Genomic DNA, 16,634 nt, shown 5'->3' on the forward strand with positions numbered 1-16,634 from the left:
TAGTTGAAAATAAACTATTGTTTTTTATGTTTTTCTAAAATCGATTAATAAGTATACCTCTTTATTTTATCTACCTTTTTTATAAAACCTTCCTAAGACTTTTATATTTCTACCGTTTGTTTTTTATTCATATGACAATTTTGTATTGACACTAAGATTACTTACTACTACATTTGTAACAGTACAACTACAAATGTAGTAATAGGAGCGACAATGAAACTTAGTGATTTTGAAATGGATATTATGCAGCTGCTCTGGCAGGAAGAACCCTGTACTGCGAGTCAACTACATAAAGTACTTTTATCAGATAAACAAAAAGATAAAAAAGTAGCTTATACAACGGTTAAAACCATTGTTGATAGGCTAGAGCAAAAAGGTGCTATAGAGCGCTGTGGGCTTGAAGGGCGAGCTATCGTATTTAGAACAATCGTGACTCAAGACACGTTATCGGAGCAAGCTATGCCTAGTTTTATGCAACGATTTTTTAAAGGTAATTCTCGTAGTTTAATTGCCCACTTTATCAAAGAAGAAAAGTTAAATGATGAAGATATAGAATACTTACAAACGCTTTTAAAAAATAAGAAGTTAGATTAAAGGAGAGGGTAATGACGGATTATTTATTTACCAGCACGCTTATTAGCTTATGTATTTTACTTACAGTAAAAGGATTAAAAAATGCCCCTGCACGATTAAACTTTTACATTTTAATGATTGCCTTGGCATGTTGGTTTGTCCCTTGGCAGTACTTTTCCCAGCTACCGTTATTTGAAGGGACAAATCGTTACACATTCAACGTGGCGCAATTAATTCCCGATGTTAAAGCATTAATACCAAACGCTGAACAAGTAGTAATTAAGGATGAATTACAAAGCGATATGAGTATATGGGACTTATTGCCATCACTTAGTATTGTTTTTATGGTTTTAGTTTTAGCTGGTTTTGGATTGTTTTTATTACGCATGGGCTTATATGTAAAGCTTATAAAAAACTTATACATTAACTCAAAGCCAAGTCCTGAACTTAAACACATCAACAATCAGTATTCAATTAGACTAACAACCCATACAGAGCCAGCTTTTGCTACAGGATTAATAAAGCCTGTTATTTGGTTAGAGTCGACGATGATAAATCGTGAAGAATTAGATTCAGTCATTCAGCACGAGGTAACCCATTTACAACAAGGTGATATTTATTGGACGTGGCTTATTTGTTTTATAGAAAGCGTTTTTTGGTGGAATCCTATCTGCTTAAAGTTAACTGGTTTAGCGCGAGAACAACTTGAACTGAGCTGTGACGAATTGTGTATGGAAAAGCTAAAAGATAAATACCAATTAGATTTAGCCAGTTTATTACTAAAAAAGCAAAACGTTATAAGTAAAAACAACTTTTTTACCCCCCCACTTTTGAATATTGCTCATTCTAAGAGCTTTAATATTCAGAGGATCAAAATGTTAAACAAGGAAAAAACAATGAAAAGTAAATATTTGGTTATGGTTGCGGCGGCAATGTCTTTTAGTGCTTTAGCTGCAGCGCAAATTGTAGATGGTAATACGAGTAGTAAACAGCAAAGTAGTAAAACTTCTCAGGTACCTGTAAAAAGTGAAGCTTATAATCAACAACTTGCACAACTTCTTAAAAGTGCAGCAGGGGCAAAAAGTGATAACTCTGAACTGTTAACCCAAGCTGCGCAAGGCATTCAACAATGGCACTTAAATAGAGATAAACTTGCTGGTTTTGAAGAAGCTGAAATCAAACTACAAAGCTTTAGGCTGCTAAATCACGTTTACTCTAAACTTGAGCAATATGAAGATATATTAAGTGCTTACGAAAAATGGTATGAGCCTGGTAGTAACCCGCCTTACTTTTTAAAAAATTCACTAGCAACCGCGTATATACAACTAGGGCGTTATGAGCTTGCAGTTGTAGAGCTTGAAGATTTATCAAAACAGCTTGGAGGGAAACTACATGTTGGCTCTGCTGATAACTTAGCACTGGCATACATTTACCTTGCTGATTACGATAAGGCTTTAAAAACTCTAGAGCAGGTAGATGCAAAAGATGATGTATACGGAAATATCCTTAAATACTATGTTTATGATAAACAAAATAACCGCAAAAAGATGAACGAAATCAGTAGTAAAATCCCAGAAGTATTTGCAGTTACCCCTGCGTTATTACCGCAAACTGGCATACCAGGTTCTCAGCTTTTAAGGATGTTATAAGCGTTGAGTAATTAAACTTGGAGCCTTTGAGGCTCCTTTTTCATTTTGTTTAAATTTTTTTACAAAGGCGCTTGTATAAACCTTATTAAAAATACAGCTTTTAATTTGCTGTGCTTTACGCCTCAAAAAAGCTTTTTTAACCTTGGTTTTAGTAGCGCAGCTTGCAATATCGCTCTGTATATCTGTATTTTGCGAAACAGGGTATGGCATAAGCGAAAAACCATTTACGTGGGTTTCCCAAATATGTTGTAAGTCGCAATCTACAGGGCGACCAAATTGAGCTGTAGCTTTAAGTAATTGCTTAGCCCCTTCATAGCTTATTGCTGTGGCGCAGCAGCCAGTCATTAGCTTTTTATGTATGACTAATCGCTGGTGGTTATTTAAGTTTTGCTGATAGGCAATAGGGCGAGTGCGGTTTTCATAGGCTGCGAGTTTAATAAGTTGCCAGGGCTGGTTTAACTGCTCAATATTTTTAATCGCATTATGAATGCTGTCATCAATATAAAAATCATCCTCTAGCACAATCGCGTATTTTAATTTCTCATCAACTATTTTTTGCCATGCTTTACGGTGGCTTAAATAGCAGCCAATTTGGCCATTGCTTAGCGGATAGTGATACTGTTGTTTATTCAATTGCGGGCTGTAATGAAGGTACTTTTGTAGTGTACTCAATTGTGCGCCATCTACGGCATCAATACGTTCAAATGGCAAGTTAACACGTGCCAGTTGTGTTTGAGTATTTGCGAGTCGCTGCGTTGAGCGCGCTAAGTTTATTACAAATAATGCTGCCATGATGTTCACCCCCTAGCATTTTTAGCAATACTAAAGAGGGGCTGTTACACGCAAGTGGCAAATTTATGGATTTTTTAAGTCAGCTCGCGGCTGTGCTAAAATGGCGTTTTTTTCTTCTTTAGAGAGAATGATCCAATCAAATATTTCTTCATTAGTTCGACCGCACCCAGTGCAATAACCGCTGCGACGTTCACATATGCCTAAACAGTCGCTTTTTAATTTAGATGTGTTTTTATTCGTTTTTCGCATTATTAAAATCCTAACGGTGGAGCAATTTCAAAGCGAGTAGAAAACCCATTACCTTCTTGATTTGTAGACAGTGTAATAACCGGATTTTTAGTATCAAGTACAAAGGTGCTGTAAATTGAACTGGCTGTTTCTTTTTGGCTTTCAAACCAACCTGTTTTTGATAGGCATTGGCGTAACTGTTCAGCAAGTGTTTGATGCGAATTTACTGCATGCGTTTGCGCTTTAACAGGTGTTTGGCATTGGTAACTTACTTGCTCAGACTTATTTAAAGTAATTGTACAGGCAGATCCAATGATATGAGTATTAGTGTGCCATTGGTTTGAAAACGGGTTATTCACTTTATCTGCTTTGATTGAATTAAAACCATACTCATAACCATTTATTAGTTTATTTATGCTGCTACATTCATCGGATGTGACTGTGGTTTTTACAGACTGATTCGTTGTAGTAGCTTTGGTTGTAGTCTGATTAGTTTTGCTTGTACAGCCTGCTAAAATAAACACGATAATAAGAAGGGTAATATAGTTTTTCATAGTTCACAGTAACCGATAAATTGAGCCATGCACTATAACACACATCATTTATTCAACTAAAAGGGAAAATAAAAAGGCCCATAAAATATGAGCCTCTTTTTAACTTACTTTAGCACGCGTTATTTATGGCGACCTTGCAAGCATTTTACAACGTCTTCTAGGGCTAAGCCTTGGCGTTGTAATAATACAGTAAGGTGATAAATTAAATCAGCCGATTCGTTAGTAAGCTCATCGTTATCGTGTTTCATTGCGGCAAGCGCTACTTCTACGCCTTCTTCGCCCACTTTTTGACAGCTACGGCTTAAGTCTTTAGCAAACAATGAAGCGGTGTAGCTTTTTGCTGGGTCGTCGTTTTTACGCTCAACAATCACATCTTCTAATTGTGCTAAAAAGCTTAGGCTAGGTTTTGCATCATCACCAAAGCAGCTTTGTGTGCCTAAGTGACATGTTGGGCCTTCTGGATTAGCTAGTACTAAAATTGAGTCGTAGTCACAATCGGTATGCACCGATACTACGTTTAAGTAGTTTTCTGATGACTCACCTTTGGTCCATAAACGTGACTTTGAACGCGAGTAAAAGGTTACTTTGTTACTTTCAAGCGTCGCCTTTAGTGCTTCGCTGTTCATAAAGCCTTGCATTAAAATAACACCAGAGCGAGCATCTTGAACAATCGCAGGGATCATTTCGCTTTTAGCAAAATCTACTTGAGTTTGGTTTTGTTGTGTTACTTGCATAGTCTTGCTGCCACTTGGTTATCGGTTAAAAATTGTTTTAATTCGCCAATGTTAATCACATTTTTGTGAAAAACGCTTGCTGCTAATGCGCCATCGACTTCGCTTTGTTTAAATACATCAACAAAGTCTTGCATACTGCCTGCACCGCCTGATGCGATTAAAGGAATATTACATAATGCGCGCATTTTACTTAGCTGCTCATTGTCGTAACCGTTACGTACGCCATCTTGGTTCATACAGTTTAAAACAATCTCGCCTGCGCCTAAGTCTTGTACGCGTTTAACCCATTCCTCGGTTTTATAACGTGTACGGCTTGATGCATTAGGATCGCCGGTTAATTGATACACTAAATATTCGCCGGTCACCTCATCGTAAAAGCTATCAATACCTACAACAACACATTGCTTACCAAATTCATCATGTAGCTCTTTTATAAGCTCAGGGCGGGCAATAGCGGGGCTGTTAATACTTATTTTGTCAGCGCCACGCTCTAGTACACGTGCTGCATCGGCTACCGATTTAATGCCGCCAGCCACACAAAATGGAATATCGATGTGGCGGGCAATACTCTCTACCCAATTTACATCAAGTAGGCGTTTTTCAACACTTGCGCTGATTTCGTAAAAAACCAGTTCATCGGCACCGGCATCGCTGTAGGCTTTTGCCATTGTTAAAATATCGCCAACAACTTCATGGCCTTTAAATTTAACGCCTTTTACTACTTGGCCGTCTTTTACATCTAAACACGGGATTATGCGTTTTGATAACATGCCAACGCCTCCTCAACACTAAATGCGCCATCCAGTAGTGACTTACCTAAAATAACGCCACCTACGCCCAGCTCTTTAAGCTTTTTAATGTCATCAAGTGAGCTTACGCCGCCTGAAGCTTGCACTTTAATGCTGCTGTTATGGCGAGTTAAATCTTCGTAAAGCTCAAACGATGGGCCAGTCATGGTGCCATCTTTACTGATGTCCGTACATAAAAAGTCAATAACACCCAAGCTTACATAAAAATCTACAAGCTCAAGTAAACCAAACTCAGATTCACTTAACCAACCATGGGTTGCAGGAGCCCAGCCCGTGGCTGTTTTATTTACATCAAGGGCAATAACAAAGTGCTCTGCGCCAAATTGTTCAATCCAGGCTTTTACTTGCTCGCGTTTTTCTACCGCCATAGAACCAATAACAACTTGGTTAGCCCCGGCTTTTAGCCAATCGCTTACATCTTGCTCTGAGCGAATACCGCCGCCCACTTGATACGGTACGTTAAGCGCTTTAGTTGCAGCTTGAATATGTTGCCACTGTTTTTTACTTGGATCGCGTGCGCCTTCTAAATCTACAAGGTGCAATTTACCTGCGCCGCTGTCGGCGTATTCTTTTAAACGTGCGCCAAGCTCAAAAGGGTAAAACTGAGCGGTGTCGTACTTACCTTGGTATAAACGAACAATTTGATTTTGTAATACGTCTAATGCTGGGATAATCACAAATAATCTCTTTATTGTTGGTTAATGGGCCGTTTATAACTGCCAATCAACAAAATTTTGTAATAAACGTGTGCCTACTTTTGCACTGCGCTCTGGGTGAAACTGCATGCCAGCGTAGTTGTCTTTTGCAACTATGGCTGAAAAGGTTTGGCCGTATTCGCCGCTTACAAGTGTTGCATCGTTTACGGTGTGCGCAAAGCTATGTACAAAGTACACTTGCTCGTCTTGTGTTAAGCCTTTTGTGAGTGCATGCTCTTTATTTACGCTTAAGTTATTCCAACCCATATGCGGCGATGTTAAATTGCCAACATCAAGGGCTTTTACTTGGCCTGGTATTTTACCTAAGCATTGAACGTTACCTTCTTCGGTGCTTTCGCACAGTAACTGCATACCTAAGCAAATACCCATGAGAGGGCGCTGGTATTCATTTATAGCTTGTTGCCAGCCGTTATCTACAAGGCGCTTCATGGCAACAGATGCATGTCCAACGCCTGGTAATATTGCACGCTCAAAGCCAGCTAATTGCTCTGGCGAGGTAATGACCGTTGGCGTTTGACCTAAGCGTTCAAAGGCAAAACGAACTGAATTTATATTGGCACACCCGGTATTAATTATAGCAATCATAAACATCCCTTAGAGCTGGCTGTTTGTTGGGTCGTGTCTTGTGCTACTGCCATACGAAGGGCACGTGAAAACGCTTTAAATAAGCCTTCTACTTGGTGATGACAGTTACCGTCGCTCACCGATAAAATAAGGCTAATAGCGGCATTATCGCTTAAGCTTTTGAAAAAGTGCTCCACCATTTGTACGTCTAAATCGCCGGCTTTTTCGCGGCTAAAGTTAGCGTTTAATACAAATGAAGCTCGGCCCGATAAATCAATTTGTGCTTCAGCTTTACACTCATCCATAGGTAGCGCAAAACCATAGCGCGCTATTTGCGATTTAGTGCCAAGCGCTTGTTTAAGCGCAACACCTAGGGCAATACCTATGTCTTCAACAAGGTGGTGCTCGTCTATGTGTAAATCGCCTTTCGCTTTAATATTTAGACCAATGTTGGCGTGGGTGCGAATTTGATCAAGCATATGATCAAAAAAGCCAAGGCCTGTTTCAATACTACCGTTTTTAGTTTGATCTAGGTTTATGGCTACATCAATTTGGGTTTCTTTGGTGTTACGCGTAACACGGCCTTCGCGGTTAGCCGTTGTAAGCTTTGTAACAATGGCAGGCCAGCTGCCATCATACAAAATGCCTTCACAACATAAATTTTGAGCAAGGCCAATATCGGTCTGGCGATCGCCAATTACATATGAACGAGCTAAATCAACTTTGCCTGAGCGCATAAGCTCGGTAAGTAAACCTGTTTTAGGTTTACGGCAATCACAGTTTTGCTCGTCAAAGTGTGGACAAATTAAGACCTCGTCAAAGCTAATGCCTTGGCTTTGCATTATGTCCATCATTTTATCTTGGGCTATGTCAAAGTCAGCAGTCGGGAAGCTGTCTGTGCCTAAGCCATCTTGGTTAGATACCATTACTAAGCGGTACCCTGCGGCTTGCAATTGTAATAAAGCCGGGATAACACCAGGTAAAAACGCTAATTTTTCTAGGCTGTCTACCTGCTTGTCGGTGATTGGCTCTTCAATTATGGTGCCGTCACGGTCAATAAATAAATAGGGGTTACTCATGATACTTCTTGTCCTGATAAAAGAGGTGAGGTTGCTGGCTTATCAAGGCCATCTAACCAAATTTTTACTTGCTCAAGTTCTTGCTCATTACCAATGGAGATACGTAGCCAATCGTCTTCACCGTATAGGGTAAACGCGCGCATCACTAAGCCTTGTTCAAGTGCTACTTTAAAGTAGTTTTTGTCGGCTAATTTTAAGGTAACAAAGTTACCTTCACCAGTGAGAATTTTTAATGCAGCTGGGGATTCGTTTAACCACTGTACAAGTTTAGCTTTTAAACTATTTAAAATAGTCACTTGGCGGCGCATTGATGTAATTGCATCAGGCGCTATGGCTTGTGCTGCAATACTTGCTACCACACCCGATACCGGATACGGCGCAATCACTTTACGAATAGGGGCAAGTACACTTTCTTGTGCAAGTGTAAAACCGGTTCTTAACCCTGCAAGCGCAAACGCTTTAGATAAAGTGCGCAGTACCACTAAATTACTATATTTGTTAATCAGCGCTGTAGCACTTTGCTCAGGGCAAAACTCAATGTAGGCTTCATCAACAATAACTAAGGCCTTACCGGCAAGCGCTGTTGCCAGTGCTTTTACTTTTTCAAGGGGGGTTAAGCTACCAGTTGGGTTATTTGGGTTACAAATAAACACCAGTTTTGAGCTGCCCACTGCCTCAACTATTTCATTAACACTGCCATCAAGTAATAGCGCTTGGGTTAAGCCATTGATTGCAACGTTGTGCGTATCAGCAGTTACTTTGTACATACCGTAGGTTGGCAAAAATAAAGCAATGCTGTCTTTTGCAGGTTCGCAGTAGGTACGTACTAAAAGCTCAATGCCTTCATCGGCGCCGCGCGTCATTAATACGTTTTCGCTTTCAAGCTCTGCATACGCAGCGTAGCGGTCAATAACCAGTTGCGGCTGTGGATCTGGGTAGCGATTTAAATCTTCAATACTCAGCTCAATATTTTTAGCGTACGGGCTTTCATTGGCATTTAACCACGTTGACCCTGTTAGCTTTTCACTTTTAGCAGAGCTATAGGCAGCAAGAGCTGCAATGTTTTGTGGTAACAAGCTTGTCGCTTGCGCGCTCTTATTGCTCATTTTTAATTGCCTCTAAACGAATTGAAACCGCATTTGCGTGTGCATCAAGGCCTTCTGCATCTGCTAGTGGCAAAATAGCTTTTGACAGCTGTGTTAGGCCACTTTTACTTATAGTTTGTACTGTGTAAGTGCGGAAAAAATCAAGCAAGTTTAAGCTTGAATACGTTGCACTGTAACCGTAGGTAGGTAACACGTGGTTAGTACCCGATGCGTAATCGCCCGCTGATTCTGGTGTGTAGTCTCCAACAAATACCGAGCCTGCATTTTTTACTTTATCTAAGTAAGGTGTTGAATCTGCTAATTGCAAAATTAAGTGCTCAGGGCCATATTGCGCTGATACGTCAAATGCTTGCTCAACAGAGTCCACTAAAATAAGTGATGAATTAGCCAGAGCTTGCTCGGCTGTCTCTTTGCGGCTTAATTTAACAAGCTGACGTGTAAGAGCCTGCTGCGTTTGCTCAATGATACTTTCGCTGTTACACAATAAAATAACTTGCGAGTCTGCGCCGTGCTCAGCTTGCGAGAGTAAATCTGCCGCTATAAATTCTGGGTTTGCACGCTCATCTGCAATAACTAGTACTTCAGAAGGGCCTGCTGGCATATCGATTGCCATACCAGGAATTGTTTGCGCAACAAGCTGTTTGGCCATCGTTACAAAGCTATTACCTGGGCCAAAAATTTTGTTCACTTTAGGCACTGATTCAGTGCCGTAGGCCATTGCGGCAATTGCACCTGCGCCACCGCTTTCAATTAAAGTTGTAATGCCACATAACTTAGCTGCATATAATATCGCAGGGTTAATGCTTTCATCACCTTGCACAGGGGTTGCAAGTACAACAGTTTTAGCACCACTTAATTGTGCAAGTACACCTTGCATAATAACCGATGATGGCAGTGGAGCACTGCCACCCGGTACATAAATACCCACAGCTTCGATGGCCTGATATTTCAGTTCACATTCAACGCCAGGTTGGGTTGATAACTTAATATCTTTAGGCAATTGCGCTTCGTGAAAACGTTTAACGTTTGCATAAGCGGTGTCAATTGCGTATTTAAGCTCTGCGCTTAGTGCCTGCTCTGATGCGTTTATTTCATCAAGCGGTACACGTAAACGAGGGTTAGCTCTATTATCAAACTTTTTAGCCATATCAAGTAAGGCTATATCGCCTTGCTCTTTCACATCGCTTATAATTGTTTGGCATATTGCTTCAACCTTTGCGCTGGCAGAAACCGCAGGGCGCATTAGCGCCGCTGCTTGTACTTGTGAAGATTCCTCATTCCAACGAAGCATGGTACTTACTCCATCATTTTTTCAATTGGCATTACTAAAATAGAGTTAGCGCCTAGGGCTTTAAGCTGCTCCATTGTTTCCCAAAATAATGTTTCGCTGCTTACCATGTGAAGCGCTACGTACTCTTCATTACCAGCAAGTGCAAGTAGAGTAGGTTGACCTGAGCCTGGTAAAATTTCGCAAATTTCATCAAGTTTAGTTTTTGGCGCGTGTAGCATAATGTATTTGCTTTCTTTAGCTTGTTTAACACCGCGAAGGCGTGGCATAAGCTTATTGATTAGCGCTAGTTTGTCTTCATCTTGCAGGTCTTTATTTTGAATTAAACATGCGTTTGATTCTAAAATTGTATCACCTTGAATCAAGCCGTTCGCTTCTAGCGTTGCACCGGTTGAAACTAAATCACAAATTGCATCAGAAAGACCTGCACGTGGGGCTACTTCTACTGAGCCTGTAAGCATTACAGTACTTGCATTAATGCCCTCGCGCTTTAACCACTGCGTTAATATTTCTGGGTAGGTTGTTGCAATACGCTTGCCTTCAAACCAGCTTTTATCACGTGGGCCAAGCTCTTGTGGCCATGCAAGTGCAAGGCGGCAGTAACCAAAGTCTAGTTTTGCTAGTTTGCTAACTTCGCTTGGTACACCTTGGCGTTCACGTTCGGCTTGTACTTCTACTAGTACGTTTTCGCCAACAATACCTAAATCACAAACACCGTCCATTACTAAGCCCGGAATATCGTCATCGCGCACACGAAGTACGTCAATTGGCATATTGGTTGAGTGTGCAATTAAGCGTTGCTCACGTAGGTTTAATTTAACACCTAGTTGCTTTAGTAAATCTTGACAATCTTTAGACAGGCGACCGCCTTTTTGGATGGCGATACGTAGACGATTTGTGTTATTCATTATTCATTTTCCTTTAATTTAAAAACTAAAAACCCCGAGGGGAACCTCAGGGCGAAAATGAATCAATGTGTTTTGAATCGCCAGAGGTTCCTTTTAGGAATAACCTCTCAGCGAAAGACCTGACAGGTTATTCCGGTGAATGGTGGTGATGATGTACTGTTGTCAGGTTTAAGCGCATTTTATTTCCTTTGTGCTGCTCGTTACTAACGTAACGCTCAACAAATATCTGTTTTAATAAATTTCGCGATTATAAAAACATATTATGCACCACTATGGCAAGTGTTTTTTAAGCTTAATTAAAGCATATCTTATAACTGCCGATACTATAGATGTAACCGCATTAGTTTGTATTATATCAATTGGTTGATTTTTGCTCACAACTAGGCTTTGGCTTTAAGGATGTATTAATGGATATGATGATCCCTTATTTGGGTAGAATAACGCGACTGTCAATTGAAACTAAAGGGGCATTCCATATTGCAGGTGTGCAAAGTAGCACGGCGAGTGAAAAAGTAGAACTTGAAAACAAAAAAAAGAGAGAATTACAGAAAAAGAAAAAACTAAACGGTTTAAGTGACGAGACTCAACCACCAACCCAGAATAAAAGCGTTAATAAAGATGACGATGGTATTGAGCATTTAGACACATGGGCATAAATGCTCATAAAATTAAAACTTGTTATTCATTTTTACGCCACTTTGCGGGTGTTAGCCCTGTGTTTTTTTTAAACAGGCGGGTGAAGAAACTGCTGTTTTCGTAGCCTACGTTAATTGATATTTCGTTTACGGTTTTATCTGTAGACAGTAACAGTTTTTTAGCTTTGTCTATTCTCACTTCTTGCACGTACCTATTTATAGATATACCGGTTGCTTGCGTAAATCGCCTCTTTAAATTGCGCTCACTAAAATTAAAGTATTTTGCTAACTCAACGATTGTGATTACGCTGCTTGAGTGATTATAAATCCAGTCTTGCACCTCACTAATTTTTTCGTCTCTGTGGCTACTATATTTTGGTAATGCAAAATTTAATTTACCAGAGTCAGAAATAAGTAAATGTGTGGCACATTGCTGGGAAAAGCGATCGCCTTTGTCTTTTGCAACTATTTCTAGTAGTACACTTATTCCCGCCTCAAAAGAGCCCGTTGTATAGATACTTCCCATTTTTAAATACGATTTATGATTAATAAACTGGCAGTCGGGAAATAGTTTACTCAATGGTTTAACCAAACTCCAATGAGTTGCAATGGCTGTGTTATTTAACTCGCCTGTGGCGGCTAAAAAATAAGAACCAGTGCTTAAGCTGAGAATAGACGTACTACTATTGATTTTAGGTATTAACCATTCAATTATTAATATACTGCTAGAGGGCATACTCTTTAATTTAGAGCCCTCAATTGGTGGAATAATCACTAAATCATACGGTTTGTCAGAAAGCGAATTATCGGCAACAACAATTGAATTACTTGAGCTTGTTATAGGTGCACCGTCTGTCGTAACTATTTCTACGTTATAACTTTGAGGCAATAAATAATGCGAGTCGAGTAACGAAACAATGGTAAAAAAGTCTTTAGCTAATAATACGCTGACGGCCCAGCATCCCTCGTAGGCAATAATTGCTATATTTTTCATAATTTCATTTGGCCCAATCGGACTGTTAAAAGTACCCGTGCAGACATATTATTTTAATTTTTATATTAGTAACATTAAAACCTACTTCAAATAGCGGTTAATTTTTAAGTAACTGTTTTAAAGTTATTTTATTTCACATTAAATGCATTTTAAATATTTTAATTTATAAAAATCAGAGTCACAAAGGGGAATGGTTTGCAGCAGTATATACAAAATGATGCTTATTTTAATCAAAAGCACAGTGAAATAAATAACTGGTTGAAAAATGTTAAAGGCCATGACGATCGCACTAAGGCCATTTCAATTTATTACCTTGTAAGAGATGGAATTAAATATGATCCTTTTACACTTTTAGATGGGGCAAAGTCACTTAGTAGTGACTATTGCTTAGACAATAAAGCAGCATACTGTATTCCAAAGGCATCATTACAAATTGCATTGAGCCGAGCTATTAATATTCCTGCCCGCTTGGGTTTGGCAGATGTTCGTAATCATTTAAGTACACCTAAGTTAGACAAGTTACTAAAAAATGATGTGTTTACAATGCACGCTTATGTAGAGCAGTTTATTGAGGGAAAGTGGGTGAAATCGACACCTGCCTTTAATAAAGAGCTATGTGACCTCGTTAGTATAAAGCCATTAGAATTTGATGGAGTAAACCACTCTTTATTTCATCAATTTACTGCTGACGGCGAAAAGCATATGGAGTATTTAAAAGATCATGGGCAATTTGCGGCAATGCCAACGGCACTTATTAACAAAAGTTGTGATCACTATTACCCGCATTTAGCTCTCGATTTTTCAAATGTTGGTAAGTAAATATTTTATATGGGTTGCTCCTTTTGCAGTCTTTAGTACTTAATTTTAATTTTTTATATTTTGTTAGGAGGGGGATTTGCTTGCCCTTGGTTACAGCCTTACGTAAAATCGCGCTATTGTTTTTAAAATGTGATTGCTGTTATCAAACAATTGTTTAGTGCAACCGGCCCCTTAGCGTTATCTTTTGATGGCTACACACCACGTCAACCGCAAATTGATATGGCCGTTGCAGTTGCCCAAGCGTTAAAAAACAGTTCCCAACTCGTTGTTGAGGCCGGCACAGGTACGGGCAAAACGTTCGCTTACTTGGCACCCGCGCTTAAGTCTAAGGGTAGAACAATTATTTCTACTGGCTCTAAAGCATTGCAAGAGCAACTGTATCATCGTGATTTACCTCAATTAGTAAAGGCACTCAGTGCTACAAAAAAAACGGCTTTACTAAAAGGTCGCGCTAATTACTTATGTACTTACAGGCTAAATCAACATGTTGCGCATGTGCCTACAGACGATCCCGATGTTATGCATCAACTTGCCATGGTTGCTAAATTTGCAAGTGAAACACAATCAGGCGATTTAGCTGATTGTATTGGTATAGAAGATGACGCCAAAGTTTTACCTTATGTGAACTCCACTGCAGATAATTGTTTAGGTAAAGAGTGTCCAGACTTTCAAGAGTGTTACATACGAAAAGCGCGTTTAACTGCTGCTGAAGCTGACGTTGTTGTTATTAATCATCACTTATTTTTTGCAGATATGGCTGTTAAAGAAAGTGGCTTTGCTGAATTGATGCCCACAGCCGACGCTTATATTTTTGATGAAGCTCACCAACTAAGCGAAATTGCCAGCGACTATTTTGGTGAAAGTGTAAGTACTAAAAAGCTGGTGGATTTAATTAACGATTTACGCGCGATATACCGAGCTGAAATTCCTGATATGTTACAACTTGGTAAAAGCTTGAATAAATTAGAGACCAGTGTAGCTGATTTACGCTTGCAGTTTGGTGTTGATGGCAGTAGAGGTGATTGGCGAGAAAAGCTTAGCGATAAGCAAATATGTGCAGCACTGCATCGTGTCATTAGCGATTTGGACTTTGTTTATCAAGTACTAAAACTATGCTTAGACAGAAGCGATAAAATAGAACATCCGTTTGAACGGGCTTTAGCATTTAAAGGTCAATTAGAGCGGGTTTTTGATACAGCACAAACTGGTTTTAGTTACTGGTATGAGACAACACGGCGTTTTTTAACTATAAATATTACGCCGTTAAATGTATCGGCAAAATTTTCACAAATGATGCAAGATACCGGTGCTGCATTTGTGTTTACCTCTGCAACGCTCTCGGTTGATAATAAGCTTGACCACTTTAATGCAAGCTTAGGGTTAAAACCAGCACAAAGCATGATGGTTGACAGCCCGTTTGATTACCCAAACCAAGCATTATTGTGTTTGCCAAGATACTTGCCAGAATCGCATGCTGATAATATGCCTCATGCTATTGTAAAATTAACCCTTGAGCTTATAAAATCAGCGCAAGGGCGCTGTTTTGTGCTTTTTACAAGTTACCGTATGATGCATTTAGTTGCAGAGGGGCTCACAACGCAAATAGACTACCCCGTTTATATGCAAGGGCAAATGTCTAAGCGGATTATTTTAGAAAAATTTACCCGCCATGGTAATGCAGTTCTACTCGGTACGGCATCATTTTGGGAAGGGGTAGATGTGAGAGGCAGTACATTAAGCTGTGTTATTATAGATAAATTGCCTTTTGCAGCGCCTGACGACCCCTTGTTGCAAGCTAAAATGCAGGATTGCCAAATGCAGGGAAAAGACCCATTTGCACATATCCAATTACCACAAGCAGTTATTGCCTTAAAGCAAGGTGTAGGGCGATTAATTCGTGATAGCAAAGATAAAGGCGTGCTTGTTATATGTGATAATAGATTAGTAACACGCCAATATGGTCAAGTGTTCTTAAAAAGCTTACCTGCAATGCGTCGTACGCGAAGCTTAGAAGTCGCTAATACATTTTTACAACAAATTAATTAGAGTAATAAAATGATCAAAAGTAATATTCTTGCCCTTGATGCTTCAACAGAAGCACTATCACTTGTTTTACATTATAAGGGAGAGACATTTCATCATTTTGAAGAGTGCCCTCAGCAGCATAGTCAAAAAATTCTACCTTTGATTGATGAGTTATTGGCCAAAGCAAATTGTAAATTAAAAGAACTGGATGTTATTGGTTTTGGCCAAGGGCCCGGTAGTTTTACAGGCGTAAGAATTAGTGTTGCTATAGCTCAAGGGTTAGCGTACTCAACTAATTTACCATTGGTAGGTGTTTCTACATTGGCTGTTATGGCGCAACAAGCATACGAGCAAAACAACAGCTCACTTGTTTTTCCAAGTATAGATGCGCGTATGGGTGAAATTTACTTTGCACAATACCAAGAAAATAATGGTTTAATGGAATTAGTTAATAACGAGTGTGTTATTAAACCTGAACTTTTAACTAATGAGTATATAACGAGTAACGAAGCATCAGTTGCAGTAGGCACAGGTTTTAAAACGTACCCTGATGCATTAGCAAACTTTGAAAACATCACTATTAATACAGACATAACATTACCAGATGCACGTTTTATGCTTGCCTTTGTTGATGCCGCATTTATTGCAGGCCAGGGCGTTCAAGCAAGTGATGCCCAACCAAAGTACGTTCGTGATACCGTAACATGGAAAAAGTTACCAGGGCGCGAATAAAACAGTACCGCGTTAATTTGCAAATTGATTGTTTTTAAATCATAATTTTAGTTGTGTTTAAGGTTGGAGAAGAGTGATGACGCTGCCTATTGGCTCAGGTTTTTTTACAGGTGATATTCCTGGTAGAGTAATCCCTGCTAAGGGAGTAACTGCAAGACCACAAGGTTTGGCAGATCAAGCTGCTGCTCAAAAAACAAATACTGATTATGTAAAAACCAGTGCCGAGGGCGTTGAGCTTGCTAATCGATTGTTCAAAACTAGCGCAAAGGGTGATAACTTCAGCCAAACAATTTACGACCAGCCTAGTGCAAAAAATAGCAAAGCCATTTCTACCTATACTGAGTTTGCAAATTTAGAACGCAGAGCTGAAGTACAAAATTTAATTGGGGTAGATATTTACGCTTAAAAGTAATCAACCTTTAATAAAAA

At 39.5% G+C, this 16,634-nt stretch carries 19 protein-coding genes; 7 read left to right on the forward strand and 12 right to left on the reverse strand.

Annotated elements, in window-relative coordinates:
- Nucleotides 1-213: 213 nt before the first annotated feature.
- Both MTP24_RS16105 and MTP24_RS16110 read left to right on the forward strand, forming a co-directional pair.
- Nucleotides 214-594, forward strand: coding sequence for a BlaI/MecI/CopY family transcriptional regulator (locus MTP24_RS16105; protein ID WP_039037384.1), 381 nt, complete (start codon nt 214-216; stop codon nt 592-594).
- An 11-nt stretch (nt 595-605) separates the two neighbouring features.
- Nucleotides 606-2,222 (forward strand): M56 family metallopeptidase, encoded by a 1,617-nt coding sequence (locus MTP24_RS16110; protein ID WP_243534178.1) that lies wholly within the window; start codon nt 606-608, stop codon nt 2,220-2,222.
- On the opposite strand, the gene MTP24_RS16115 is transcribed toward MTP24_RS16110, so the two are convergent.
- From MTP24_RS16115 to hisG, 11 genes are all read right to left on the reverse strand, one after another.
- Nucleotides 2,217-3,014, reverse strand: a complete 798-nt coding sequence (locus MTP24_RS16115; protein WP_243534180.1) for a glycosyltransferase family 25 protein — start codon at nt 3,012-3,014, stop codon at nt 2,217-2,219. The two genes, MTP24_RS16110 and MTP24_RS16115, sit on opposite strands and share 6 nt — an antisense overlap.
- 63 nt (nt 3,015-3,077) lie before the next feature.
- Nucleotides 3,078-3,263 carry a DUF1289 domain-containing protein gene (locus MTP24_RS16120; protein ID WP_243534182.1) on the reverse strand — a complete coding sequence of 62 codons (186 nt, stop codon included), beginning with the start codon at nt 3,261-3,263 and terminating at the stop codon, nt 3,078-3,080.
- 2 nt (nt 3,264-3,265) lie between these two features.
- Entirely contained in the window at nt 3,266-3,796 is a 531-nt protein-coding gene (locus MTP24_RS16125) for a hypothetical protein (RefSeq protein ID WP_243534184.1), read from the reverse strand.
- 119 nt (nt 3,797-3,915) lie between these two features.
- On the reverse strand, nt 3,916-4,530 hold the full coding sequence (gene hisIE / locus MTP24_RS16130; protein WP_006793442.1) for a bifunctional phosphoribosyl-AMP cyclohydrolase/phosphoribosyl-ATP diphosphatase HisIE: 615 nt from the start codon (nt 4,528-4,530) through the stop codon (nt 3,916-3,918).
- Nucleotides 4,521-5,300 carry an imidazole glycerol phosphate synthase subunit HisF gene (hisF, locus tag MTP24_RS16135; RefSeq protein ID WP_010556206.1) on the reverse strand — a complete coding sequence of 260 codons (780 nt, stop codon included), beginning with the start codon at nt 5,298-5,300 and terminating at the stop codon, nt 4,521-4,523. The genes hisIE and hisF overlap by 10 nt, the downstream gene beginning before the upstream one ends.
- Nucleotides 5,282-6,016, reverse strand: coding sequence for a 1-(5-phosphoribosyl)-5-[(5-phosphoribosylamino)methylideneamino] imidazole-4-carboxamide isomerase (locus tag MTP24_RS16140; protein ID WP_004586383.1), 735 nt, complete (start codon nt 6,014-6,016; stop codon nt 5,282-5,284). The genes hisF and MTP24_RS16140 overlap by 19 nt, the downstream gene beginning before the upstream one ends.
- Nucleotides 6,017-6,049: 33 nt before the next feature.
- Nucleotides 6,050-6,640, reverse strand: coding sequence for an imidazole glycerol phosphate synthase subunit HisH (hisH, locus tag MTP24_RS16145; RefSeq protein WP_004586382.1), 591 nt, complete (start codon nt 6,638-6,640; stop codon nt 6,050-6,052).
- The gene (gene hisB / locus MTP24_RS16150) at nt 6,637-7,698 is read right to left on the reverse strand and encodes a bifunctional histidinol-phosphatase/imidazoleglycerol-phosphate dehydratase HisB (protein ID WP_006793446.1); all 1,062 of its coding nucleotides are present in this window, start codon (nt 7,696-7,698) and stop codon (nt 6,637-6,639) included. The genes hisH and hisB overlap by 4 nt, the downstream gene beginning before the upstream one ends.
- Nucleotides 7,695-8,804, reverse strand: coding sequence for a histidinol-phosphate transaminase (gene hisC, locus MTP24_RS16155; RefSeq protein ID WP_243534186.1), 1,110 nt, complete (start codon nt 8,802-8,804; stop codon nt 7,695-7,697). Before hisC ends, hisB begins: the two co-directional genes overlap by 4 nt.
- Nucleotides 8,794-10,095, reverse strand: a complete 1,302-nt coding sequence (gene hisD / locus MTP24_RS16160) for a histidinol dehydrogenase (protein WP_243534188.1) — start codon at nt 10,093-10,095, stop codon at nt 8,794-8,796. Before hisD ends, hisC begins: the two co-directional genes overlap by 11 nt.
- A 5-nt stretch (nt 10,096-10,100) precedes the next feature.
- On the reverse strand, nt 10,101-11,000 hold the full coding sequence (hisG, locus tag MTP24_RS16165) for an ATP phosphoribosyltransferase (RefSeq protein WP_008129142.1): 900 nt from the start codon (nt 10,998-11,000) through the stop codon (nt 10,101-10,103).
- A gap of 407 nt (nt 11,001-11,407) precedes the next feature.
- Here hisG and MTP24_RS16170 point away from each other — a divergent pair, with 407 nt between their 5' ends.
- On the forward strand, nt 11,408-11,656 hold the full coding sequence (locus tag MTP24_RS16170) for a hypothetical protein (protein WP_243534190.1): 249 nt from the start codon (nt 11,408-11,410) through the stop codon (nt 11,654-11,656).
- A gap of 22 nt (nt 11,657-11,678) precedes the next feature.
- Here the strand turns inward: MTP24_RS16170 and MTP24_RS16175 are convergent, their stop codons facing one another.
- The gene (locus MTP24_RS16175) at nt 11,679-12,629 is read right to left on the reverse strand and encodes a helix-turn-helix domain-containing protein (protein ID WP_243534192.1); all 951 of its coding nucleotides are present in this window, start codon (nt 12,627-12,629) and stop codon (nt 11,679-11,681) included.
- Between the two features lie 195 nt (nt 12,630-12,824).
- Here MTP24_RS16175 and MTP24_RS16180 point away from each other — a divergent pair, with 195 nt between their 5' ends.
- The 4 genes from MTP24_RS16180 (at nt 12,825) to MTP24_RS16195 (ending at nt 16,611) form a co-directional block, all read left to right on the forward strand.
- Entirely contained in the window at nt 12,825-13,448 is a 624-nt protein-coding gene (locus MTP24_RS16180) for a transglutaminase-like domain-containing protein (RefSeq protein WP_243534194.1), read from the forward strand.
- A 129-nt stretch (nt 13,449-13,577) separates the two neighbouring features.
- On the forward strand, nt 13,578-15,494 hold the full coding sequence (locus tag MTP24_RS16185) for an ATP-dependent DNA helicase (RefSeq protein ID WP_010556200.1): 1,917 nt from the start codon (nt 13,578-13,580) through the stop codon (nt 15,492-15,494).
- A gap of 9 nt (nt 15,495-15,503) precedes the next feature.
- Nucleotides 15,504-16,205, forward strand: coding sequence for a tRNA (adenosine(37)-N6)-threonylcarbamoyltransferase complex dimerization subunit type 1 TsaB (gene tsaB, locus MTP24_RS16190; protein ID WP_006793454.1), 702 nt, complete (start codon nt 15,504-15,506; stop codon nt 16,203-16,205).
- Nucleotides 16,206-16,281: 76 nt separating this feature from the next.
- Nucleotides 16,282-16,611 carry a hypothetical protein gene (locus tag MTP24_RS16195; RefSeq protein WP_010556199.1) on the forward strand — a complete coding sequence of 110 codons (330 nt, stop codon included), beginning with the start codon at nt 16,282-16,284 and terminating at the stop codon, nt 16,609-16,611.
- The last annotated feature ends 23 nt before the right edge of the window (nt 16,612-16,634 follow it).

Origin of the sequence: Pseudoalteromonas sp. APM04 (assembly GCF_022809815.1) — a bacterium.
GTDB classification, from domain to species: Bacteria; Pseudomonadota; Gammaproteobacteria; order Enterobacterales; family Alteromonadaceae; genus Pseudoalteromonas; species Pseudoalteromonas marina.